Source organism: Aminobacter sp. UC22_36 (assembly GCF_044056035.1).
GTDB lineage: Bacteria > Pseudomonadota > Alphaproteobacteria > Rhizobiales > Rhizobiaceae > Aminobacter.
The window spans coordinates 3,731,925-3,754,834 of the sequence record NZ_CP171996.1 but is presented as its reverse complement, the minus strand read 5'-3'; the positions used below and the strand labels follow the sequence as shown (position 1 = coordinate 3,754,834).

22 protein-coding genes and 1 tRNA gene are annotated in these 22,910 nt (G+C 61.1%); 15 read left to right on the top strand and 8 right to left on the bottom strand.

The window, feature by feature from the left end:
* Nucleotides 1-295: 295 nt before the first annotated feature.
* Together ACHMW7_RS21855 and ACHMW7_RS21850 are read left to right on the top strand one after the other, a co-directional pair.
* Nucleotides 296-973, top strand: a complete 678-nt coding sequence (locus ACHMW7_RS21855; protein ID WP_395447563.1) for a DUF6998 domain-containing protein — start codon at nucleotides 296-298, stop codon at nucleotides 971-973.
* A gap of 534 nt (nucleotides 974-1,507) precedes the next feature.
* Nucleotides 1,508-2,095, top strand: a complete 588-nt coding sequence (locus tag ACHMW7_RS21850) for a recombinase family protein (RefSeq protein WP_395447562.1) — start codon at nucleotides 1,508-1,510, stop codon at nucleotides 2,093-2,095.
* Nucleotides 2,096-2,100: 5 nt separating this feature from the next.
* On the opposite strand, the gene ACHMW7_RS21845 is transcribed toward ACHMW7_RS21850, so the two are convergent.
* Both ACHMW7_RS21845 and ACHMW7_RS21840 read right to left on the bottom strand, forming a co-directional pair.
* Complete coding sequence (locus ACHMW7_RS21845) at nucleotides 2,101-3,006, bottom strand: tyrosine-type recombinase/integrase (RefSeq protein ID WP_395447561.1); 906 nt, start codon at nucleotides 3,004-3,006, stop codon at nucleotides 2,101-2,103.
* A 233-nt stretch (nucleotides 3,007-3,239) separates the two neighbouring features.
* Complete coding sequence (locus ACHMW7_RS21840) at nucleotides 3,240-4,298, bottom strand: porin (RefSeq protein WP_395447560.1); 1,059 nt, start codon at nucleotides 4,296-4,298, stop codon at nucleotides 3,240-3,242.
* 452 nt (nucleotides 4,299-4,750) lie between these two features.
* Between ACHMW7_RS21840 and ACHMW7_RS21835 the strand changes: the two genes are divergently transcribed.
* Both ACHMW7_RS21835 and ACHMW7_RS21830 read left to right on the top strand, forming a co-directional pair.
* Nucleotides 4,751-4,841 (top strand) — tRNA-Ser (locus tag ACHMW7_RS21835).
* Nucleotides 4,842-4,990: 149 nt separating this feature from the next.
* The gene (locus ACHMW7_RS21830) at nucleotides 4,991-6,049 is read left to right on the top strand and encodes a porin (protein WP_395447559.1); all 1,059 of its coding nucleotides are present in this window, start codon (nucleotides 4,991-4,993) and stop codon (nucleotides 6,047-6,049) included.
* Between the two features lie 206 nt (nucleotides 6,050-6,255).
* Here ACHMW7_RS21830 and ACHMW7_RS21825 read toward each other — a convergent pair whose 3' ends face one another.
* Both ACHMW7_RS21825 and ACHMW7_RS21820 read right to left on the bottom strand, forming a co-directional pair.
* Nucleotides 6,256-7,170 carry an alpha/beta fold hydrolase gene (locus tag ACHMW7_RS21825; protein ID WP_395447558.1) on the bottom strand — a complete coding sequence of 305 codons (915 nt, stop codon included), beginning with the start codon at nucleotides 7,168-7,170 and terminating at the stop codon, nucleotides 6,256-6,258.
* 92 nt (nucleotides 7,171-7,262) lie between these two features.
* Nucleotides 7,263-9,305, bottom strand: coding sequence for a lytic transglycosylase domain-containing protein (locus tag ACHMW7_RS21820; RefSeq protein ID WP_395447557.1), 2,043 nt, complete (start codon nucleotides 9,303-9,305; stop codon nucleotides 7,263-7,265).
* A 228-nt stretch (nucleotides 9,306-9,533) separates the two neighbouring features.
* Here ACHMW7_RS21820 and dapA point away from each other — a divergent pair, with 228 nt between their 5' ends.
* From dapA to ACHMW7_RS21805, 3 genes are all read left to right on the top strand, one after another.
* Nucleotides 9,534-10,415 (top strand): 4-hydroxy-tetrahydrodipicolinate synthase, encoded by an 882-nt coding sequence (gene dapA, locus ACHMW7_RS21815; RefSeq protein WP_395447556.1) that lies wholly within the window; start codon nucleotides 9,534-9,536, stop codon nucleotides 10,413-10,415.
* A 235-nt stretch (nucleotides 10,416-10,650) separates the two neighbouring features.
* A complete protein-coding gene (gene smpB / locus ACHMW7_RS21810; protein ID WP_395447555.1) occupies nucleotides 10,651-11,130 on the top strand; it encodes an SsrA-binding protein SmpB in 480 nt (159 codons plus the stop codon).
* A gap of 735 nt (nucleotides 11,131-11,865) precedes the next feature.
* On the top strand, nucleotides 11,866-12,084 hold the full coding sequence (locus ACHMW7_RS21805; RefSeq protein WP_395447554.1) for a hypothetical protein: 219 nt from the start codon (nucleotides 11,866-11,868) through the stop codon (nucleotides 12,082-12,084).
* 227 nt (nucleotides 12,085-12,311) lie between these two features.
* Here ACHMW7_RS21805 and ACHMW7_RS21800 read toward each other — a convergent pair whose 3' ends face one another.
* Complete coding sequence (locus ACHMW7_RS21800) at nucleotides 12,312-12,977, bottom strand: uracil-DNA glycosylase (protein ID WP_395447553.1); 666 nt, start codon at nucleotides 12,975-12,977, stop codon at nucleotides 12,312-12,314.
* Nucleotides 12,977-13,558, bottom strand: coding sequence for an NYN domain-containing protein (locus tag ACHMW7_RS21795; protein ID WP_395447552.1), 582 nt, complete (start codon nucleotides 13,556-13,558; stop codon nucleotides 12,977-12,979). The genes ACHMW7_RS21800 and ACHMW7_RS21795 overlap by 1 nt, the downstream gene beginning before the upstream one ends.
* Before the next feature lie 277 nt (nucleotides 13,559-13,835).
* Between ACHMW7_RS21795 and rpoZ the strand changes: the two genes are divergently transcribed.
* The 7 genes from rpoZ (at nucleotide 13,836) to era (ending at nucleotide 20,478) form a co-directional block, all read left to right on the top strand.
* Nucleotides 13,836-14,231 carry a DNA-directed RNA polymerase subunit omega gene (rpoZ, locus tag ACHMW7_RS21790; protein ID WP_395447551.1) on the top strand — a complete coding sequence of 132 codons (396 nt, stop codon included), beginning with the start codon at nucleotides 13,836-13,838 and terminating at the stop codon, nucleotides 14,229-14,231.
* A 370-nt stretch (nucleotides 14,232-14,601) separates the two neighbouring features.
* Complete coding sequence (locus ACHMW7_RS21785; RefSeq protein ID WP_395447550.1) at nucleotides 14,602-16,737, top strand: RelA/SpoT family protein; 2,136 nt, start codon at nucleotides 14,602-14,604, stop codon at nucleotides 16,735-16,737.
* Nucleotides 16,738-16,773: 36 nt separating this feature from the next.
* Complete coding sequence (pyrE, locus tag ACHMW7_RS21780; RefSeq protein ID WP_395451405.1) at nucleotides 16,774-17,352, top strand: orotate phosphoribosyltransferase; 579 nt, start codon at nucleotides 16,774-16,776, stop codon at nucleotides 17,350-17,352.
* 233 nt (nucleotides 17,353-17,585) lie between these two features.
* Nucleotides 17,586-18,002 (top strand): holo-ACP synthase, encoded by a 417-nt coding sequence (gene acpS, locus ACHMW7_RS21775; protein ID WP_395447549.1) that lies wholly within the window; start codon nucleotides 17,586-17,588, stop codon nucleotides 18,000-18,002.
* Between the two features lie 77 nt (nucleotides 18,003-18,079).
* On the top strand, nucleotides 18,080-18,826 hold the full coding sequence (gene lepB / locus ACHMW7_RS21770) for a signal peptidase I (RefSeq protein ID WP_395447548.1): 747 nt from the start codon (nucleotides 18,080-18,082) through the stop codon (nucleotides 18,824-18,826).
* Nucleotides 18,827-18,828: 2 nt separating this feature from the next.
* Nucleotides 18,829-19,551 carry a ribonuclease III gene (gene rnc, locus ACHMW7_RS21765; RefSeq protein ID WP_395447547.1) on the top strand — a complete coding sequence of 241 codons (723 nt, stop codon included), beginning with the start codon at nucleotides 18,829-18,831 and terminating at the stop codon, nucleotides 19,549-19,551.
* Between the two features lie 21 nt (nucleotides 19,552-19,572).
* Entirely contained in the window at nucleotides 19,573-20,478 is a 906-nt protein-coding gene (gene era, locus ACHMW7_RS21760) for a GTPase Era (RefSeq protein WP_395447546.1), read from the top strand.
* A gap of 115 nt (nucleotides 20,479-20,593) precedes the next feature.
* Here the strand turns inward: era and ACHMW7_RS21755 are convergent, their stop codons facing one another.
* A complete protein-coding gene (locus tag ACHMW7_RS21755) occupies nucleotides 20,594-21,496 on the bottom strand; it encodes a cupin domain-containing protein (protein WP_395447545.1) in 903 nt (300 codons plus the stop codon).
* A 97-nt stretch (nucleotides 21,497-21,593) separates the two neighbouring features.
* Here ACHMW7_RS21755 and ACHMW7_RS21750 point away from each other — a divergent pair, with 97 nt between their 5' ends.
* Entirely contained in the window at nucleotides 21,594-22,337 is a 744-nt protein-coding gene (locus tag ACHMW7_RS21750; protein WP_395451404.1) for an SDR family oxidoreductase, read from the top strand.
* Between the two features lie 19 nt (nucleotides 22,338-22,356).
* Here ACHMW7_RS21750 and ACHMW7_RS21745 read toward each other — a convergent pair whose 3' ends face one another.
* Nucleotides 22,357-22,863: a GNAT family N-acetyltransferase gene (locus ACHMW7_RS21745; protein ID WP_395447544.1), complete on the bottom strand. Its 507-nt coding sequence runs from the start codon at nucleotides 22,861-22,863 to the stop codon at nucleotides 22,357-22,359.
* Nucleotides 22,864-22,910 lie beyond the last annotated feature (47 nt).

The window sequence follows — 22,910 nt, the reverse complement described above, 5'->3', positions numbered from 1 at the left end:
GTAGGGCATACTCTGATTTTTAGTGTAATTCTCTAAAATAACTAACTAGCTAGAGGTCAGCTGCTTGGTTCCCCCCCACCTTCCGTCATATAGGTTAGGTTTACAACTCAAAAATCCCCGCTCAGGCTTTGAGCATATACGCTATGGGGTACCCCCGGCATGGCTCCCGCCCCACCCCCTGCCTTGGGTTTACAAGCTCTCCAGTAGGGAGTGCGGGGAGCTCTCGCCCATGCGTAGCGCTAGAAACCTATCCAGTTAAGAGTTACGGACACCTACGGGCAAATTGGGGGCTAGTTTGGCATTATCTCAGGTTCAGATCATCCAATCGTTGGGAGAGGCGCTGTCTTGGTTTGAGAAAGAACTTACCTGGGGCGTTGCACCAGCCGAGTTAAATCATCTCACCGGACGCATTGGCGAACTATACGCAGCCATGATCACCCGAGGTCAAATGGCCTTGGAGACCAATCAGCGCGGATACGATGTCATAAGTGCCGAGAACGAGCGTATTTCAGTCAAGACAATCACGTCGAGTTCTCATGTCTCGTTCAATCCCAACACTTTTGCGTTGGTCGACAGAGTCATGGTGCTGCGTGTGAATACAGACGATGAGAACGGCATTTCCGTGGAAACGCTCCTTGATTGCTCTTCTGTGGAGTTTGCGACAAGGTCTCGCGATTCCGGCGGGAGGCTGATGTTTGGGGTCTCAACGCGGCCACGGCCAGTTCGCCCGTTGGATGGATTGCAGATTTCAAGCGAAGCCAGCTTCGAACAGTTTGTCATACGTCAATATGAGAATGGAACAATTTCCGTTCTGGCCACCAATGAGGTTCAGCCGGTTGCCAAGCCGCTTTTACGGCAAATCGCAGCAGTTCTTGGCGTTGATCTTCTCAACGGAAGCTCTCAGCCAAAGAATACGAGGCAACTAGGAGCGGACATAATCAAAACTCTAAACGCTCGCGCAGATATTGGTTAGTCGCCCTTATGGGGGCGCAGCCCACACGCAGAGCTAATCTATTCTGATCTGGCACCGATAAGGCAAACGACGGCTGCCACCAAGATAACAACCCATACCATCGCGGACCACGCCATTACGTCGCCATTGAGCATTTCTGGACACTCCTTTTACCGTCCGCCGGAAAGCCAATGAGCTGATGACTGTTTAGGTCGAGCCAACTTCGTTCCAGGCCATCAAAGGCCTCTTCCAGGCTCTCCGTGCTGTACTTCTCGATACGACAAGCCATCGCCCCATCTTCCCCATGTGACGTTACGTCATCCAATGGCTTCTTGGTAACCGGATGATGTCTTCGCCGGTCACTCGGCCATCTCAGGGGCTTTGGTTTACAAGATTTCTAAATGGGGAGTGCGGGGATTAGGCGTGTAAACTTGGACGCTATCGCGTTCAAAAACCCCCACGAAACAGCGCTCCGAAACCCCTTGCTTTCCAATGCCTTTAAAGGGCCGAAATCGGCGTTCAATAATCAGATGTTTTCTGAACATGGAGGCATCCGTGAAACAGGCAGCTTTGTATCTCAGAGTCAGCACAAAAGAGCAGAACACCGACAATCAGCGGATCGAACTCGAAAGGGTTGCTAAAGCTAAGGGATGGCAGGTCGTTGCGACATACGAAGACGAAGGAATTAGTGGTGCGAAGGGACGAGACAAGCGCCCTGCATACGACCAGGTGCTCAAGGACGCCACCAGAGCCAAATTCGACGTTGTGATGGCCTGGGATGTGTCCCGATTGGGCCGAAGCCTGGCTGGCCTAGTTCAAGCGTTAGACGACCTGCATTCGAACGGTATTGACCTCTACCTGCATCAACAGGCAATCGACACCACAACGCCCTCAGGCAAGGCCATGTTCCAAATGACAGGAGTGTTTGCAGAATTTGAACGGGCTATGATTCGAGAGCGAGTGAAGGCCGGGCTTGCTAGGGCATTAGCAGAAGGAAAAACGCTCGGGCGACCAAAGGCGAAGATCGACAGAAAACAGATAGCTGATCTGCTCAACCTCAAATTGCCGCTTCGAGCAATCGCCTTGAGAACCGGCTTGTCAATTGGCACGGTCCACAAGCTCAGCAAAGACAGGACCGGATAGGCAATCTACTCGGGCTTATCGCGTCGCTCAAGGATCGGGATGCACATATCAAGATCATGCGTTACAAGGTGAGAATAGCGCATCGTCATATGCAAAGTCTGATGACCAAGCCACACTTGCACTCGGCGCAGATCAACGCCACCTCGCACTAATCGCGAAGCGCAAGTGTGCCGCAATACATGTGGAACCACATCCGGGTCGTCACCTAGCCCAACTTCGGCTTTAGCCTCATTCCAAACAGCGCGATATTTGTGCTGCTCTATTTCCGAGAACGGCCCTGCCAATTTGCCTGGAGGGCGTTTGACCGATTCTTTGGCCCTGTGCGTCAATGGAACTGAGCGGCTCTTCCCCGCCTTGGTAAGCCAGAAGGTCACTAAATTGCCTTGAATATCGTTCCATCGAAGCCCGATTGCCTCACCCAACCTTGCCCCAGTGTCCACAAGGAACACAGAAAGCTGATAGTACAACTCGGATCGCTGGCGAATGGCAGCAAACAGCCGGTCCTCTTCGTCATATTCGAGGAAACGAATGCGACCTTGCCGTTCCTTTTGACGTCGAAACTCCGGGAGACTATGAATATCACCCATTTTGAACGCTTTCCGCAGCAGCTTACTGAGCGCAGCCATCTTTCGATTGATGGTCGCGTTGCTGTTGCCGCGTTCTCGTAGCGTTCCGATAAGATTGTCCAGCATTTCTTGACTAAAGACGCTGAACCCTTGATTGAATAAGATTTCGTTTATCTCACCCAAGAAGGACTTTACATTGGCCTTGTGATGGCCTTCCTCCCAAAGGATCTTCCCATATTGGGAGAAGAGCTCGGCCACTGTTAAGCTCTTAACGGCCTTTGCTGATCCGTTCGTGCCAAAGGAATAGTGAAAGCTGTAAGAGCTTACATCCTGAACTTGCGGCATTTCGCCGCTGGATGATGCCCGCTTTCGGTGCAATTCCGTTCCCCTCGGGTCTGGCCTCCAATCATTTGACGAGCCAGCGGGGAATTGAGCTACATAGATAGCCTAACAGCAATCCCTTTTCTTATTGGACACCAGCGCTGCGAACAACAAACGCACTGCCCTGTTACAAAACAGAAACAGCCCGCGATCCGAAGACCGCGAGCCATTCCCATCTAATTCAGCCTTTCAGCCGATTAGAACGAAGCGTCGAGACGGAGGAAGCCGTTGAACGAGCCATCCGTGAAGCTGTCGCCGTCGTCGTAGTTGACAGCGAGCTTGGCATTGAGGTTCTCGACGATCTTGTAGTCGATGACCGCACCAATCGACCAATCGTCGTTGCCGACTTCGGTGGTGGTGTTGGTGATGAAGTTGCCGAAGTGGCTGTCAGCGAAGTACTGAGCGCCAGCGCCGACCGTCAGGCGATCATTGACAGCGTACTTCAGGTAACCGCCGACCGACCATTCGTAGCCAGCGTAGAAGTCAGCAAGACCGAACCAGGTGGCGCCCGACTCGTAAGCTGCGAGCAGCTCGAGGGTCAGAGCATCAGTTGCCTTGATCTTGGCGGTACCCTTGAGAGCGAACTCCGAGAAGCGATCGTCATAAGCAGCGAACAGGTCGACCGAGCCCCAGCCCTGTGCGATCGAAACCTTGCCGACGACGAGCGGCACGTAGTCGAAGTTGTTGTCTTCTTCTTCGAGAGCCACCGAAACCGCGATGCCGTTGCCGGCGTCGAAGGTGTAGCGGATCGAGTTGATGAAGTCGCCGCCGCCGGCGTCGAACTCACCCGACAGAGCACCGTCGAACAGGGTGTCGTTACGACCGACCATCAGGCCGCCGAGTTCGAAGAACGCATAACGGATGCCGAAGCTGGAATCGTCGGAGTACGGACGGTAGCCAGTGACGGTGTTAAGGGTGCCGAATTCGCCACCATCGTTGGAGAAGTTCAGTTCGATGAAGCGACGGAACGTGCCGTATTCGGTTTCCGAACGGGCATCGAGGTTCACACGAGCGGTGGTCTTCTTGCGCCAACCTTCATCCTGGTCGTCGAAGTCGATCTGGTAACGAACGAGGCCGCCGATCTTGAGGCAGGTCTCGGTGCCGGGGATGTAGTAGAAGCCCGCGCCGTAAACGTCGCAGATGCGGACGTATTCCATGGGTTCCGGCTCAGCGACGACGACAGCGTCGGCCGCACGAGCGCCGGAGACTGCGAGCAGAGCCGCAGCGGAGCCGAGAAGAAGGCTCTTAATGTTCATTTTCTGACCTCCAGTCAAAAGTTTCAAAAGAGGGTCTGGGTATTTTTTGCTGAAGGACAGCGTTCCCTGCCCCATCCCCGTTTGAAAAAGATGCGCACCGCGCTCCCTCTTCGACCCCGACATTACCCATGCGCCGCCGCGGTTCAACAACCAACACAATCGGCGAGGTCCGCAGAACGCTCTATCGCCGGGCCATGTTGCACAAATGACACGATTTGATGCCCCCTATAAAGAAGTCATTAAGAAATGAAGCCGATTCGAGCGCGGCTTTTGCCCCAGGAGCTGCCCGCGCTTGAGTTCTCGTACCGCAGAATCGTGGGTGATCCGATTCCCCAAGAGCTCGGCTTCGCGGACGATTCGTTCATAGAGATCGCCAGGCGACGCTTTTTCCCGCCAATATGTAGAATGACTTGTTGATTGTGCCGCTCCTTTTCTTTATCCAGCGGCGCAACGGAGAGGTGGCCGAGTGGTCGAAGGCGCTCCCCTGCTAAGGGAGTAGAGGTCAAAAGCTTCTCGTGGGTTCGAATCCCATCCTCTCCGCCAGCCCAACGCCATCTCCCTTCCCAAATCACTGAAGTACCAGTTATTTCAATCGCTTGCGGCATTGTCGCATCGGCTATGCGTGCCGATGCCGCTAGCTTTGCGGCCTAACTTTTCGACTTCCAGTCGCGATTCTGACTGGAGGTCAGAAAATGAACATTAAGAGCCTTCTTCTCGGCTCCGCTGCAGCTCTGCTCGCAGTTTCCGGCGCTCGTGCGGCCGACGCTGTCGTCGTCGCTGAGCCGGAACCCATGGAATACGTCCGCATCTGCGACGTTTACGGTGCGGGCTTCTATTACATCCCCGGCACCGAGACCTGCCTCAAGATCGGCGGCCTCGTTCGTTACCAGATCGACTGGACCGACAACGACAACGGCTGGAAGAAGAAAGCTACGGCTCGCCTGAAGTTTGATGCCCGTTCGGAAACCGAATACGGCACGTTCAAGCGCTACATCGAAATCCAGGCAGCAAACGATGGCGGCGAATTTGCTGCTCCCGGCGCTAACGGGTACCGTGCATATTCTGACGACTCCGCCTTTGGTCTTCGTTATGCCTACTTCGAACTCGGCGGCCTGATGGTCGGTCGTAACGACACCCTGTTCGATGGCGATCTGTCGGGCGAATTCGACAAGGGCGGTGGCGACTTCGTCAACCAGATCCGCTACACCTTCGACGCTGGCAACGGCATCGCTGTGTCGGTCGGCCTCGAAGAAGAAGATCGCGATTTCGACTACGTGCCGCTCATCACCGGCAAGGTCTCGATCGCACAGGGTTGGGGTTCGGTCGACCTGTTCGTTGGCTACGACGATTTCCTGAGCGAATTCGCCCTCAAGGGTATCGCCAAGATCAAGGCAACCGACGCTCTGACGCTTGAGTTGCTCGCAGCTTACGAGTCGGGCGCTACCTGGTTCAGCCTGTCTGACCCCTACAAGGGCTATGAATGGTCGGTCGGCGGCTATCTGAAGTACGCTGTCAACGACAAGCTGACGGTGGGCGCCGGCGGTCAGTACTTCGCTGACAGCCACTTCGCGAACTTCGTGACCAACACCACCACCAATGTTGGCAACAACGACTGGGCTATCGGTGCGGTTGTCGACTACAAGATCGTCGAAAACCTGAACGCCAAGCTGGCTGTCAACTACAACGATGGCGACAGCTATCCGGTCGACGGCTCGTTCTCGGGCTTCCTGCGCCTCGACGCTTCGTTCTAATCGGCTCACCAGCTGGTTTAGGAAAACCCGGCGGGCAACCGCCGGGTTTTTTCGTTTGGGGAAATGATGGCCTAAGCTGTCTCGAACCTCGCGTACCTACCGTCGTGATATCTCTGTGGGCTGTCGGCGCGAGCTATCGCGTCAGGCGCTTTCCAGCTGTTTAGCTGTGAAAATCAGGAGGCTGTCGTCCTGTATTGCCGGGCGGATCATATGGTCTTGGCGTCCGCCTTGCCAAGAAAGGCAGAGATTCTGTCAGGCAACTCGCCCGTCTCCAGAAACGGCGCGTGGCCCTGACCTTCGACGGTGATCGCTTCGAAGCGCGGATGGCGCTTAGCCATTTCTTCGAGAGTCGCGGCCGAAAGCAGGCGCGAGTTTGCGCCACGAATCGCCAGCATGGGCACTGAGGCGAGGGCCCCGAACTGCGGCCACAGATCAGGCAGCGGTTGGCTCAGGTCCATCGCCAATACGGTGTTGATCAAGGCGGGGTCGTAGTCCGCTACCGGCCTAACTGTTTCATCGCGATAGATGGCGCGGACGAAGCGTCGCCAGTCGGCATCCGACAGCGCCGGAAAGGCCTCGCCATGGACGGCTTTTTGAATCCGGACCGCATCAGTGAAGTCGGTCGGGCGCTGGGCGTTTTCCAGATATGAGCGGATATGGGCGAGGCCAGCCGGCTCGATCACCGGGCCGATGTCGTTGAGCACCACCGCCTTGATCAGGGCAGGGCGCATCGCGGCGAGCACATGGATGATCAGCCCGCCACGCGACGTCCCGATGAAGGCGGCCTGAGTGACGCCGAGCGCGTCCAATCCTGCCAGAATGTCGGCTGCCTCGGCTCCGACATTATAGTTCTGCCAATTCGGGTCGTAGGCCGATTGCCCGCGGCCGCGATAGTCGAAGCATATGATTCGGCGCGGCTTTTGGGGATCGGCCGCGAGGTGCAGCGCCAACTCGTGAAAGTCCCTGGCATTGCGGGTCAATCCAGGCAGGCAAACGACCGGGCAGCTGTCAGGATTCGCCGTCGCGCCGTGGCCCGGCTCGGTGCCATAGATTCGCGCATGCAGCTTCAGGCCGTCTTGCGACGCGTAAAAGAAGTCTGAAAAGCCGTCTTCGCTGGCCATCACGCTGCGTCTCCCGCACACAACGCGCCTGCCGCGTTGGCCTGAACTAGCTACCGACGCGGTTGGGGGCGGTCAATCGCGGAGGGCAGGTGTCAGCGGCCGTTCACTAGGTCGCCGTTGATGTCGTAGCTGCCCGACAGCCGCATCTTGTAGACCTGATAGTTCTCCATGACGCGCTGGACGTAGCTGCGCGTCTCCGCATAGGGGATGCGCTCGACCCAGTCGACAACTGTGTCGACATCCTTGCCGCGCGGATCGCCATATCTAGCGATCCATTGGTCGGCGCGGCGTGGACCGGCATTGTAGCCGGCGAAGGTCAGCACATAGGAGCCGTTGAAGCGGCCGAGCTGCTCACCGAGGAAAGTCGCGCCCAAGGTAGCGTTGTAGCCGGCATCCGAGGTCAGGCGGTCCTGCGAGTAGGCGATGCCGGCTTTCCTGGCGAGATCCTTGGCCGTTCCGGGCATCAGCTGCAGCAGGCCGCGCGCCCCGGCGCTCGAGATGGCCGAAACCTTGAACTCGCTTTCCTGGCGCGCGATCGCGTAAGCCAGCGCCTTGCCGGAGCCTGAAATGTTGGCCGAGCCGGGAATGACCCCGATCGGATGCGACAGCGCCCCGACGTCAAGGCCGCGCTGGGCGGCGATTTTGCCGACGCGCAATGCCAGATAATGATTGTCCTGCTTCTCGGCCATGACGGCGAGCAGCGCCAGTTCGCCTGGACTGTTCAGCTGCGCGGCGAGGTCGCGATAAAGCATCTCGGCATAGGCAGCATAACCTGCGCCTTCCAGCCGGGTGATCGCGCTGACGGCTTCGCGACCGGCAAAGTTCTGGCGGTCGGCGGCACTGGGCGAGGGGTAGACGACATTGAGCGCCTTGCGGCCGATTCGTTCGGCGGCAAGCTGGCCGTAGAAGCTCGTGCCGTAGGTGGCGGCGCGGGCGTAATAGTCCTTGGCAATGCCCGGACCGCCGGCTTCAGCCGTGCGACCGAGCCAGTAATAGGCCCGCGACAGCGAGATCGGACTGCCGGCGATCTTGGCGATGCGCTCGAAATGGCCCGACGCCAGCTTGGCGTCGTTGAGGCCGCGTAGTGCATACCAGCCGGCGTGGAATTCGGCGTCGGCGGCGCTGGTCGGGCTTTCGGCCGAGTGCGCCGCGGCGATACGATAGGCAGTTTTCACCTCGCCCTTATCGAGCAGCTCGCGCGACAGGACGCGGCGCTCCACCCACCAGGCATCGGGGTCGATCAGGCTGGCACGGTCCTTCGGCGCCTTGAGCATCGCCGCCGCTGCCTCGGCGAATTTCTCCTGCTTGCGAAGCGAACGTGCCTTGGCGAAGACATAGCCGGCCGAACGCTGCGCCGCCGGCACTGCGTCGAGCAATGCTGCCGCCTTCTTGTCGCCCTTGATGACGGCGGACCAGGCGTCGGCAAGCGGCTTCGCTCCGGCCAGTTCGGCGACGCGGGCGGCCGAACTGACGCGCTCGGCATAAAGCATCTTTTCCATGCGGATGCGGTGGTCGGCTGCCGGGATCAGGCCGCCGAACTCCCTGACAATCGCGACCTCGTCCTTGGCTTCGAGCTTCTCGTTGCGCCAGTAAGGCAGCAACACGGCCACTGCCGCCCTGGCGTTGCCGAGCTGCATCTGGGCGCGGGCGAGCAGCACAGCACCGTCGATCGTCTGCGGTTCGCTGCCGGCGAAGGCCTGCACGACAACGTTGGGCCCAGGATTTTCACGCGCCATGGCGCGTTCGCTGTTGCGGCGAAGCGTGGCAAGCCCAGGCCAGCTTGGCAGGGCCTGCGCGGCTGCGGCGATGTCGGCGCTCGGCACCTGGTCGCCGCCATTGAGGGCGATCGCCCACATCAGGATGTGACGGTCGAGCGCGGTCACGGGCAGGGCGTCGCGCATGGCGCGGGCCTGCGCCAGATTGCCGCTCGACAGTGCGTCGAGCCCGCTCTTCAGCTGGTCGATCGTACCGAAGGCCGCGCGCGCCGCATCCGCCTTGCTGATGCTGGCAAAGGGAATGGCCGACGTTGCCTGCGGGTCGAGACCGGAGCTCCGGGCGGAGACAGGCGCCAGGGCAATAAAGGCGCTCAACAGCGCGATATGATGCGGCCTGGCAGCCGGAATGATCTTGGTCATTCCCCATCCTTGCGGGTTACAATCAGGAGCGGATCGAGCCTAGGTTCATGTGGTGAAGAGCGGGTTAATGAAAGGTTAGCGCGGTCTTTCGATTCGCCGCCATATAGGTTGCGGCCACACTTGCCGCAAATTGGTGTCGAGACTATGGTGCGCGGCCCTGCTTTCGGCTAGAAAGCCGGCGACATCAAAAAGGCTGCGAAACCGTAGGGATTGCTGGAGTTGGACGATATGCTGAGAGGCTCACTTACCGCGCTCGTGACACCATTCGACAAGAATGGCCGTCTCGACGAGAAAGCCTTTCGCGACTTCGTCGAATGGCAGATCGCCGAAGGCACCACCGGCCTGGTGCCGGTCGGTACTACAGGCGAGTCGCCGACGCTGAGCCATGACGAACATCGCCAGGTCGTGAAGATCTGCGTCGAGGTGGCGGGTGGTCGCGTGCCCGTCATTGCTGGGGCGGGTTCGAACAACACCGAAGAGGCTGTCGGCCTGGTCAAGTACGCCGAAAGCGTTGGCGCCGACGCCGTGCTGGTCGTCACGCCCTATTACAACAAGCCGACCCAGCGCGGCCTCTATGCGCATTTCTCGGCTGTCGCCCAGGCAACGACGCTGCCTGTCATCATCTACAACATCCCGCCGCGTTCGGTCATCGACATGACGCCGGAGACGATGGGCCGCCTCGCGCACGACTTCAAGAACATCGTGGGCGTCAAGGATGCGACCGGCAAGGTCGAGCGCGTCTCCGAACAGCGCATCACCTGCGGCAAGGATTTCATCCAGCTGTCGGGCGAGGACGCTTCGGCACTCGGCTTCAACGCGCATGGCGGCGTCGGCGCCATCTCGGTGACGTCGAATGTCGCGCCGCGGCTGTGCGCCGAGTTCCAGCAGGCGAGTCTTGCCAACGACAAGGACAAGGCGCTCGAACTGCAGGACCGCCTGATGCCGCTGCACAAGGCGATCTTCATCGAGCCCGGCGTATCGGGTGCGAAGTATGCGCTGTCACGCCTCGGCAAGGTCGAGAACGTGCTGCGCTCGCCGCTGATGACCGTCGAGGCGTCCACTGCCGAGAAAATCGACGCGGCGATGAAGCACGCCGGCCTCATCAACTGAGTGCCCAAAGGGTTGCGGAATTGCCACTTCGCAGCCATGTAAGCGCTCTTGGAATTGTGCCTCTCTCGAGGCTCGCCCTTCGTTTTCGCACTTCGCGATGAGGGAAATCAGCAACCGCAGCTGAAATCATATTGCGCCGTTCGCGCAGGATTTTGGATGTGCGCTGCTTCCTCATCCCGAGGTCGAAACCCGACCGGCAAGCCGTCAAGGGACGCACCAAACACATAGCGACGTCATGAGCCAGGGCAAGAAATCCGACCCCAACAACAAGATCGCCGCGGAAAACCGCAAGGCGCGCTTCAACTATGAGGTGCTCGACACGCTCGAAGCCGGCATGGTGCTGAGCGGCACCGAGGTCAAGTCGTTGCGGTTGGGCCAGGCCAACATCCAGGATTCCTACGCCTCGTTCGAGAACGGCGAGCTCTGGCTGATCAATTCGTATGTGCCGGAGTATCTCCAGGCCAACCGCTTCAACCACGAGACGCGGCGCCGCCGCAAGCTGCTGGTCAACAAGCGCGAGATGGCCAAGCTCGCCCAGAGCATCGAGCGCGAGGGCATGACGCTAGTGCCACTCAAGATCTATTTCAACGATCGCGGCATGGCCAAGATGCTGCTCGCCGTCGGTCGCGGCAAGAAACTGCACGACAAGCGCGAGACCGAAAAACAGCGCGACTGGAATCGCGAAAAGGGCCGGTTGCTCAAGGAGCGCGGCTAGGGCGGATTCTGCCTTCTCCCCTAGTGTGAGAAGGTGCCCCGCAGTGGCGGATGAGGGTGTTGGACGGAGTGCGGTGTTTCCGAGCGTCGTCGTTCAGAATCCTATTCTGCAGCCTCTCATTTCTTCCAACACCCCTCATCCGACCTGGCTTCGCTCGGCCACCTTCCAAAGCGGCTTCGAGGGTGGTTGTGTCCTGCGAAGCCAACCTACTGTGTCCCGATCCTTCGCACCCCCCCTCTGGCCTGCCGGCCATCTCCCCCACAAGGAGGGAGATCACGCCTGCATCGAATCCTCGCCTAATCGCCAACGTCGCAAGGCTTAACCAATCCGCCTTCCGACGCTGCAGGATGGGCGCCGCCGGCGACGAGACTAATCTCCCTCCTTGTGGGGGAGATGGCCGGCAGGCCAGAGGGGGGTGCGAAGGAATGAGGGCGGTGAGAATGAGGAGCCCAAAGGCACCAGGAAAATCACCGGCCCGTGGAAATCTTGCCCCGCACTTCCGCTGGCAATGGCAGTCCGAGGCGGTCACCATCGCGAGAAGATTCCGGTTAACCAACGCCTTGAATTCGGCGCCCACCCGCCGTCGAAATACGCCATCTGCCGTATGCACAAATCAGCGTTTTGCAGTCATTTCTCGACGCAGATCGCGTTTTGGCGCAGGCGCGGTTCGGCACTGGGGGCAGTGCCATCCTGCGCCGTAGGCGGCCGCGTGTGGCCGGTGAAAGGAACATATCGATGAAGACGATCATGATGACAGCGGCGGTGTCGCTGATGCTGGCGCCCTTGGCATTCGCCGCAGTGCCGGTTGCGGCAGACACTGCCGAGAAGCCAGCTATCACCAGCCAGGCTACAAAGGACGGAGCCGTTCTACTGGCCGCTGGACCCAACAGGTCCGGGACCATCTCCATCCCGCGAGGGAAGGGCTTCATTCCCGGTAAGGGCTTCGCCGGCTGAGCTCACGCGGCGCGTTACCAAAGGGATTGCCCAGTCTGGGGTTTCCCTGCACGCGCCACTGTCGGCGCCTACCTCCAGCCGGATGACGGCCTGACCATAACCTTGCGGCTGGCGCCATAGCCAGTCGTTCCATTTGCCAGTGCCCCTTGCCTGGTTGTCGCCCCACAGCGCAACCAGGCTTTTTTATGGGAAACATAAAGGCGACGAGCCGGCTGCGCGGTCGGAATCTAAGTTTGCAGGAAATCCGCTACATCGCGGAAAACATTGACGAACATCTCTTCCGTCAAGACGCCCGTATTGGTGTTGTAGCGTGAGCAATGGTAGCTCGAAAACACCGCGATCTTGCCGACGTCGCAACGCGCGCCATGCTTGAACGGCACCGCCGCGACACGCGCGCCGAGCGCCCGCACCGTCGACTGATGGCCGATCGAACCGAGCGTCAGGATGGCTTTCAGATTGGGAAAGCGCGCGATCGTCGGCACCAGGAAGGTGCGGCAGGTGTTGATCTCGGCACCCACAGGCTTGTTGTCCGGCGGCACGCAGCGCACGGCGTTGGTGATCGCCGTGCCGATCAATTCCAGGCTGTCGTCGGGCCGCGCCTCGAACTCGCCGCGGGCCATGCCGAAGCGCTTGAGCGTCGAGTAGAGCAGCTCGCCGGCATAGTCGCCGGTGAACGGGCGCCCGGTGCGGTTGGCTCCACGCACCCCGGGCGCCAGTCCGACGATCAGGAAACGCACGGCCGCTTCGCCTTCGGGAGGAAGGAAGGAGCGGACGGGCGCGTTGTACCAGCCCGGCTCGCGTTCGCGCCAGCCGGCGATGAAATCGTGCAGGCGTGGGCAAAGCTGACAATTTCGGTCGGGATCGACCGGCAAGGCGGACTGGGGACTGTGCATCAAATGTCGTCGGCCGCCGGATCGACAGGATCGGGTTTGCGCGCCGGCCGCTCGGAAGGTTCGCGGCCGATCTCGGCCTTGAGCGTCATCAGGTCGATGAAATGGTCGGCCTGGCGGCGCAGGTCGTCCGAGATCATCGGCGGCTGCGAGGCCATGGTCGAGATCACCGAGACCTTGCGGCCGCGACGCTGCAATGCTTCGACAAGCGTGCGGAAATCGCCGTCGCCGGAAAAGATGACGTAGTGGTCGACGACGTCCGCGAGCTCCAGCGCATCGACGGTCAGCTCGATGTCCATGTTGCCCTTGATCTTGCGCCGTCCGGTGGCGTCGGTGAACTCCTTGGCCGGCTTGGTGACGACCTTGAAGCCGTTATAGTCGAGCCAGTCGATCAGCGGGCGGATCGAGGAGTATTCCTGGTCCTCGACCAACGCCGTGTAATAATAGGCGCGCAGCAGATAGCCGCGCTTCTGGAAGCTGGAAAGCAGTTTGCGGTAGTCGATATCGAAGCCGAGGGAGCGCGAAGTGGCGTAGAGATTAGCTCCGTCGATAAAAAGTGCGATTTTCTCGCGAGGATCAAACATAGGAAAATTTCCTTGTCGAAATAGGCTGACGCCAAATACGCTGAACCGAGCGCTCGTTCCCCCCAAATCAATGACTTGCCCCACTGCGGCAAATATCGCTCGCGATGAGTCATTCCAAGGGGGGACTGATGCGGAGCAGTAAAATAATCGTTTGTGGATGGATGCCCGGATTCCGACGCTTGTCCGGTAAAGCAGGCTTCATGCTTGAATTGCGTGGCCGTTCAGGTTAATGCACGCGTCAGCTTTCCGTCAAATCCATGCATGAAAGGGGCACTTCATGGCCCGCGTAACCGTTGAAGACTGCATTGACAAGGTCGACAACCGCTTTGAGCTGGTGCTCCTCGCCGGCCACCGCGCCCGCCAGATCTCGCAGGGCGCGCAGATCACGCTGCCGCGCGACAACGACAAGAACCCGGTCGTGGCGCTGCGCGAAATCGCCGACGAAATGCTTTCGCCGGACGATCTCAAGGAAGACCTGATCCACTCGCTGCAGAAGCATGTCGAAGTCGACGAGCCGGAGCCGGAAGCTCCCGAGCCGGCGGACCAGACCACTGCCTCCGCCATCGACAGCGACGAAGCCGAAGAAAACATCAACTTCGACCGCATGTCGGAAGAAGACCTGCTCGCCGGCATCGAGAGCCTGGTCGCGCCCGAAAAGAGCGACGACTACTGAGACCTATTGAGAATTCTACCCTGCCGGCCACCTGACGCGGCTTTCTCCGCTTGCGGTGCTCACGGACCCGAAAGTCCGCTCCGCTCCGGTTCTCGAAAGCCACGCCATCTGACTCGGCAGGGCGAATTCTCAAAAAGGTCTCGTGTCGTGCCAAAACGCGCGCCAAACCGGCCAATCGGCACTTCCGCGCCGCCACATCAGTGTTTATCTATGACATGCGTCGCAAGCCCTTGCGGCGCATGATTCATTTCGAGTTCCGGGAAGCCGCCCATGATGCGTCAGTATGAGCTTGTCGAGCGCGTCCAGCGCTACAAGCCTGACGTCAACGAGGCGCTGCTCAACAAGGCCTATGTCTATGCCATGCAAAAGCATGGCCATCGAGAAGCGTGCCTCGGGCGATCCGTATTTTTCGCATCCGCTCGAAGTGGCAGCGATCCTCACCGACATGCATCTCGACGAGGCGACGATCGCCGTCGCCCTGCTGCACGACACCATCGAGGATACAAGTGCGACCCGCGACGAGATCGACGAGCTGTTCGGTCCCGATATCGGCAGGCTTGTCGAAGGCCTAACCAAGCTGAAGAAGCTCGACCTCGTTTCCAAGAAGGCCGAGCAGGCGGAGAACCTGCGCAAGCTCTTGCTGGCGATCTCCGAGGACGTGCGCGTGCTGCTGGTCAAGCTCGCCGACCGGTTGCACAACATGCGCACGCTGCACCATGTGCCCGACAGCAAGCGCCAGCGCATCGCCGAAGAGACGATGGACATCTATGCGCCGCTGGCCGGCCGCATGGGCATGCAGGGCATGCGCGAGGAGCTCGAAGAGCTCGCTTTCCGCTACATCAATCCCGAGGCGTACCGCACCGTCACCGAGCGGCTGGCCGAGATGTCGGAGCGCAGCAAGGGCGTGCTCGCCGACATCGAAAAGGCGCTGTCGGCGCAGTTCGAGAAATACGACATCAAGGCAACGGTGAAGAGCCGGCAGAAGAAGCCGTGGTCGGTGTTCCGCAAGATGGAGACCAAGGCGCTGTCGTTCGAGCAGCTGTCGGACATCTTCGGCTTCCGCGTCGTCGTCGACGGCGTCGAGGACTGCTATCGCGCGCTGGGTGCCATCCACACCACCTGGTCGATGGTGCCGGGGCGCTTCAAGGATTACATCTCGACGCCCAAGCAGAACGATTACCGCTCGATCCACACCACCATTGTTGGCCCGTCGCGTCAGCGCATCGAGCTGCAGATCCGCACCCGCGAGATGAACAAGATCGCCGAATACGGCGTCGCCGCGCATTCGATCTACAAGGACAATGCCGGCAAGACCAATGGTGCCGGCCACACCATCTCCAAGGAGACCAACGCCTATGGCTGGCTGAGGCGGACGATCGAGCAACTCGCCGACGGCGACAACCCAGAGGATTTCCTCGAAAACACCAAGCTCGAGCTGTTCCAGGACCAGGTCTTCTGCTTCACCCCCAAGGGCATGCTGATCGCGCTGCCTAGGGGCGCGACGCCGATCGACTTCGCCTATGCCGTCCACACCGATGTCGGCGACACCTGCGTCGGCGCCAAGGTCAACGGCCGGGTGATGCCGCTGATGACCGAGCTCAAGAACGGCGACGAGGTTGAGATCATCCGCTCCAAGGCGCAGGTGCCGCCGGCGGCATGGGAATCGATCGTTGTCACCGGCAAGGCGCGCTCGGCGATCCGGCGGGCGACCAAGAACGCCATCCGCAAACAGTATTCGGGCCTCGGCGCTCGCATTCTCGAACGCGCCTTCGAGCGTGCCGGCAAGAAATACTCCAAGGACAGCCTGAAGCCGGTGCTGCACCGGCTGGCGCGCAAGGACATCGAAGATGTGCTGGCTTCCGTCGGGCGTGGCGAGCTGTCGTCCAACGACGTCGTCCGTGCCGTCTTCCCCGACTACAAGGAAGAGCGCGTCACGCCGGCCGCATCCAAGCCGCGCGAAGAAGGCTGGTCGAAGATCCGCAACGCCGCCGGCATGCTGTTCCAGATCCCCGGGCGTTCCTCGACGCCGCCGCGCAAGGAGCAAAAGGCGCAAGGCAGCGCCGTGCCGATCCGCGGCGTCAGCGGCGACCTGCCGGTGCGCTTCGCCCCCGAAGGGGCGGTGCCTGGCGACCGCATCGTCGGCATCATGCAGCCGGGCTCGGGCATCACCATCTATCCGATCCAGTCGCCATCGCTGATGGCCTTCGACGACCAGCCGGAGCGCTGGATCGACGTGCGCTGGGATCTCGACGAAGGCTCGAAGGAGCGCTTTCCGGCGCGGCTTTCGGTGACCGCGATCAACGCGCCGGGCTCGCTCGCTGACATCGCCCAGGTGGTGGCGGCCAACGACGCCAATATCCACACGCTGTCGATGATCCGCACGGCACCCGACTTCACCGAAATGCTGCTCGATCTCGAAGTCTGGGATCTGAAGCACCTCAACCGGCTGATCTCCCAGCTCAAGGACAACTCCAGCGTCAGCGATGCCCGCCGCGTCAACGGTTAGGGGCAGGGCGCTGGGCAGACGACAGGAAAGACGATGATGCAGACAAGCGACGTTCTGGACATTTTCCGCTCGGCGGGTGCCGTGCTCGAAGGCCATTTCATCCTGACCTCGGGCCTGCGCAGCCCGGTGTTCCTGCAAAAGGCACGGGTGTTCATGCATGCCGACAAGACCGAGACCTTGTGCAAGGCGCTGGCCGACAAGATCCGCGCCGAGGTCAAGGGTGACATCGACTATGTCGTCGGCCCCGCGATCGGCGGGCTGATCCCGGCCTATGAGACGTCGCGGCACCTGAAAGTGCCGGCGATCTGGGTTGAGCGCGAGCAGGGTACGTTCCGGCTGCGCCGCTTCGAGATCGAAAAGGGCGCCCGCGTCGTCATCGTCGAAGACATCGTGACCACGGGTCTGTCGATCCGTGAGACCATCGCCTGCCTGAACGAACTTGGCGCCGAGGTTGTGGCGGCTGCCTGCATCATCGACCGCTCGGCCGGCAAGACCGACGTCGGCGTGCCGCTGATCGCGCTTGCCGAATACGAGGTGCCGGCCTATCCGGCCGACAAGCTGCCGCCGGAACTGGCGGCGATCCCGGCGATCAAGCCGGGCAGCCGGAATATTTGAGGGTTGATGGCGGTGAGGCTGATCGCGCCCATCGGTCCAGAACGAGAAGCGGCGTTGCGGACTGCTGTCTTCTCCCCGTGCTTCACGGGGAGAAGATGCCGGCAGGCAGATGAGGGGCGGCGCAGACGTTGCCAGATTGCCCCTCACCCTTACCCTCTCCCCGTGAAGAACGGAGAGAGGGGGGCGTCCGCGTTGCGCCTCGCCGGTGAGACGTGCCGTGTAGGGCTGAACCCATGATCCTCGGCATCGGCAGCGACCTGATCGACATAAGGCGGATCGAGAAGTCGATCGCCCGCCATGGCGAGCGCTTCATCCAGCGCATCTTCACCGAAGTCGAGCAGCAGCGCGCCGAGGGCCGGCGCGGGCGCATCGCGTCTTATGCCAAGCGCTTTGCCGCCAAGGAAGCCTGCTCCAAGGCGCTCGGCTGCGGCATCGCCGAAGGCGTGTTCTGGCGCGACATGGGCGTGGTCAACATGCCCGGCGGTCGGCCGACGATGGAGCTGACCGGCGGTGCCGCGCGCCGCATCGCCGAGATGCTGCCTGAGGGGCATCGCGCCGTGGTTCACCTGACAATCAGCGACGATTTTCCGCTCGCACAAGCCTTTGTGATCATCGAGGCGCTGCCCGTCGAACAACCGCCATTATCTTAGGGTTTTGGCGGCGGCTGAGACATTGCCCCGGCGGCGGCGAGCCCTTATACCCATCGCGACCTACAATCGAGGACGACATGAGCGTGGCTGAAAAACAGAAGAAGTCCGGTGGGCTCGGCGAGACCGTGAGCGTCATCATCCAGGCACTGCTGCTGGCGCTGGTGATCCGGACGCTGCTGTTCCAGCCGTTCTCGATTCCGTCGGGCTCGATGCGCCCGACGCTGCTCGAGGGCGACTATCTGTTCGTCACCAAATGGGCCTATGGCTATTCGCGTTATTCGCTGCCTTTGTCGCCGAACCTGTTCTCCGGCCGCATCTTCGGCTCGGACCCCGAGCGTGGCGACGTCGTCGTCTTCAAATTCCCGCCCAATCCGTCGCTCGACTACATCAAGCGCGTCGTTGGCCTGCCCGGCGATCGCATCCAGATGAAGGACGGCCAGCTCTACATCAACGGCACAGCCGTGCCGCGCGAGAAGGTCGGCCAGATCGACAACCCCGATATCACCGAGGTCAACCGTCCGGTCGACGTCTATCGCGAGACGCTGCCGAACGGCGTTTCCTACGACACGCTCGACCTGACGCCTGACTCGATCGGCGACAACACGCGCGAATTCGTCGTGCCCGAAGGCCACTTCTTCATGATGGGCGACAACCGCGACAACTCGACCGACAGCCGCTTCAATGTCGGCTTCGTGCCGGGCGAGAACCTCGTCGGTCGCGCCAACATCATCTTCTTCTCGATCGCCAGCGGCGCAAGCCCGCTCGAGATCTGGAAGTGGCCGACCGAGATGCGCGCCTCGCGCCTGTTCAACTTCGTCCGATAGGCATGGCAGGCAAACGGCTCACCGCCACGGAACTCGCCGACGCGCTGCAACTCCGCACCGGCCACATCTTCCGCGACCATCAGCGCCTGCAACGGGCGCTGACGCATGGCAGCGCGCGCAGCGCCAATGCCGGCGTCGACTATGAGCGTTTCGAGTTCCTGGGCGACCGGGTGCTCGGGCTGGCTGTCGCCGACATGCTGCTGGCCGATTTTCCGGAGGCGCCCGAAGGCGAGCTGTCGGTCCGGCTCAATGCGCTGGTCAATGCCGAAGCATTGGCCCAGATCGCCGACGAGATCGGCCTCGCCGAGCTGATCCGTGCTGGCTCCGAAGTGCGCAATCTCGCCGACCGCAAGCGCGTCAACCTGCGCGCCGACGCGCTGGAATCGCTGATCGCCGTCATTTATCTCGACGGCGGGCTGGATGCGGCGAAGCGCTTCATTCATAAGTACTGGAAGCCGCGCGCCGAGGCCGCCGGTGCTGCGCGCCGCGACCCCAAGACCGAATTGCAGGAATGGGCGCACCAGGCGTCGACTTCAGTGCCTGCCTACCAGATCGAAAGCCGCACCGGCCCTGATCACGACCCGGTCTTTTCGGTGAGCGTGCGGGTCGGACAATTTTTGCCCGCCACCGGCACCGGCCGCTCCAAGCGCGAGGCCGAGCAGAACGCCGCCGCAGCCTTGCTGGTGCGCGAAGGCGTTTGGAAGAATGAGGAGACTGCATCGTGACCGATGCCCCTGAAAACCACAATGCCTGAAACGGGCGGCACCCGTTCGGGCTTCGTCGCGCTGATCGGCGCGCCGAATGCCGGCAAGTCGACGCTGGTCAATCAGCTTGTCGGTGCCAAGGTGTCGATCGTCACCCACAAGGTGCAGACCACGCGCGCCATCGTGCGCGGCATCGCCACCCACGACAACGCCCAGATCGTGTTCATCGACACGCCCGGCATCTTCAAGCCGAAGCGTCGCCTCGACACGGCGATGGTGACCACCGCCTGGGGCGGGGCCAAGGACGCCGACCTGATCCTGGTGCTGATCGACGCCGAGCGCGGCATCAAGGGCGATGCCGCCGCCATCCTCGAACGGCTCAAGGATGTACGCCAGCCCAAGGTGCTGATCCTCAACAAGGTTGACCGGGTCAATCCCGAAAAGCTGCTGAAGCTGACCTCGACCGCCAACGAGGCTGTCGATTTCGAAAGCACCTTCATGGTTTCGGCACTGACCGGCTCGGGCTGCAAGGATCTGCTCGACTTCCTGGCCAAGCGCCTGCCCGAAGGTCCCTGGTATTATCCCGAAGACCAGATCTCCGACCTGCCGATGCGCCAGCTGGCGGCCGAAATCACCCGCGAAAAACTCTATCTCAGGCTGCACCAGGAGCTGCCTTATTCCTCGCATGTCGAGACCGAGAAGTGGGAAGAGATGCCCAACGGCTCGGTGCGTATCCAGCAGGTCATCTTTGTCGAGCGCGACAGCCAGAAGAAGATCGTGCTCGGCCACAAGGGCGAGACCATCCGCGCCATCGGCCAGGCCTCGCGCATGGAGATCGGTGGCATCCTGGAGCAGAAGGTGCACCTGTTCCTGTTCGTCAAGGTGCGCGAGAACTGGGGCGACGATCCCGAGCGTTACCGCGAGATGGGCCTCGATTTCCCGCATTAGGCCAGGGGCAGGGCTGGGCGCGCAGGGATGCGGTCAGCCCAACTTTTTCGGCGTTGACCGAGAGGTCGGTCTCCCCGCGCGCGATGTCGCCAACCTAAACCTCCCCGACCCTTCATCACGCCCGGTCGCTGCGCGCGTAGCGGCCCGGCGATTGCCCGACATGGCGGCTGAACGCCGTGCTGAAGGTGCTTGCCGAACCATAGCCGACCTGGCGCGCGACTTCGTCGAGCGCGATCGCCTTGCCGGCGAGAAGGTTCTTGGCAAGGGCCATGCGCCAGGCGAGCAGGTATTCCATCGGCCGCAGCCCGACGGTTCGCGTGAAGCGGTCGAAGAAGGCCGAGCGCGACAAGCCGGCCTCGCCGGCGAGCTCGGCCACCGTCCACGGCCGCTTCGGATCGCCGTGCATCTGCCGTATCGCCCCTGACACCCTCGCGTCGGCCAGCCCGCGCAACAGCCCCGGTGGCGAGCCTTTGGGCTGCGTTGCTCGCAATGCCTCGATCAGCAGGATCTCGACGAGACGGGCCAGCACCAGGTCGCGGCCGACATTCTGCTGGCTCGTCTCCTCGCCGACGAGGCGCACCAGCGTGGAAAGCCGCTGGATGCCACGCACGTGCACCATTGCCGGCAGAAGCGACACCAGCAGCGCCGCATCCGGAGAACCGAAAACAAAATAGCCGCCAAGCAGGCGGACATCGGCGGGGCCGTCCGGTCGTCCGTGGCGCACCTCGTCGGTGGGCGCAGGCGTCACCTTGGGATCGATGCGCTTCAGCGTCACCGGCTCGAAGCCGGACATCGTGAAGGCAGGGGTCGCGGGCAACAGGACGAAGTCGCCCTCTTCAAGCGTGACAGGCACCTCTCCGTCGACGGCGAGGCGACAGCTTCCTTCGATGACGGCGCAGAAACCGGGCTGGCCGAATTCGGAATAGCGGACACCCCAGCGCCCTGCGCCGCTTATCCCCTTGGAGAAGACGGCGCGCGGCTGGAGCAGTTCGATGATCTGGGCGAGCGGGTCGGTCATATCAGGACTATTACAAATAAAAATCGGACTTATGATTGATGTTAGTCCTGATTTTGCGCCGTATTTTTACGGCGTCAACATCAATCAGGAACAAGTCATGAAAACCGTATTGATCACCGGCTGCTCGTCTGGCTATGGCCTCGAAACCGCGCGCCACTTTCACTCCCGGGGCTGGAATGTCGTCGCCACCATGCGAACCCCGCGCCAAGACATCCTGCCGCGCTCGGAGCGGATGCGCGTTTTGCCGCTCGACGTGACCAACGACGAGAGCATTGCCGCAGCGCTCGACACCAGCGGCCCGATCGACGTGCTCGTCAACAATGCGGGCATCGGCCTCGTCGGTGCCTTCGAAGCGATGCCGATGGCGCATGTGCGCAAGCTGTTCGAGACCAACACCTTCGGTGTGATGGCGATGACCCAGGCCGTGATCCCGCAATTCCGTGCGCGCAGGGCAGGCGTGGTGGTCAACGTCACCTCCAGCGTGACGCTCACCGCGATGCCGCTCGCCGCCGCCTACACCGCAAGCAAGATGGCGATCGAGGGTTTTACCGGGTCGCTGGCCCATGAACTCGGCGCATTCGACGTTCGGGTGAAACTGGTTGAACCAGGCTATGCGCCAAGCACGCGTTTTGCCCACAACACCGAGCTGCGCGTCGCGGATCTCATTCCCGAAGCCTATGCCGCCTTCGCGGGACCGATTTTTGCCGGGTTCGCGACGCCGGCGCTGGTGACGAAAGAAGCCGACGTTGCCGAAGCCGTGTGGCAGGCCGCGACCGATGTTTCAGGGCAGCTCCGCTTTCCCGCCGGTGCCGACGCCGTCGCCTTGGCGCGGGCAAGCTGAACGCCGACGGCGCGCCTGTCTAGACCAACTCGTAGCGCAGCACGTGGTTCGGGTAAGACTCGTCGTTGATCTGGAACCGGGTTTCGCCAGCCTTGGCAAAACCCTTCCGGAGGTAGAACGCGGTGGCGCGCTCGTTTTCGGCATTGACCGCAAGCCAGACATTTGGACGGCCGGTGGAAGCGCAGTGTCGCAAGCCGGCATCGAGCAAACGCCCGCCAGCGCCGCTGCCCTGATGCCGGGGCTGGACATAAAGCTTTGCTATCTCGAGATCGGAGCATGCCGGCACGGGTGCCGGCGCGCCCGATGCGACATGGATGAAGCCGTCGATGCCGGCGGAATTCTGCGAAACCAGGATTGTCTGGTCTGTCCGCGCCAGGATCTTCTCGAAACGGGCGGCCGTGAAATGCTCCAGCGCATAGTCGGCGAAGAACGCATTGACGCCATGTCGAATGTAGGTGTTCAGCCAGACTTCCAGCCCGAGTGCGGCGAGGCTGGAAGCATCCGTCACGTCGGCCGGCCTGATCACGTCTCGATCCAATCTATCCGCTAAAAGAAAGCAGCGAATAAAGGATG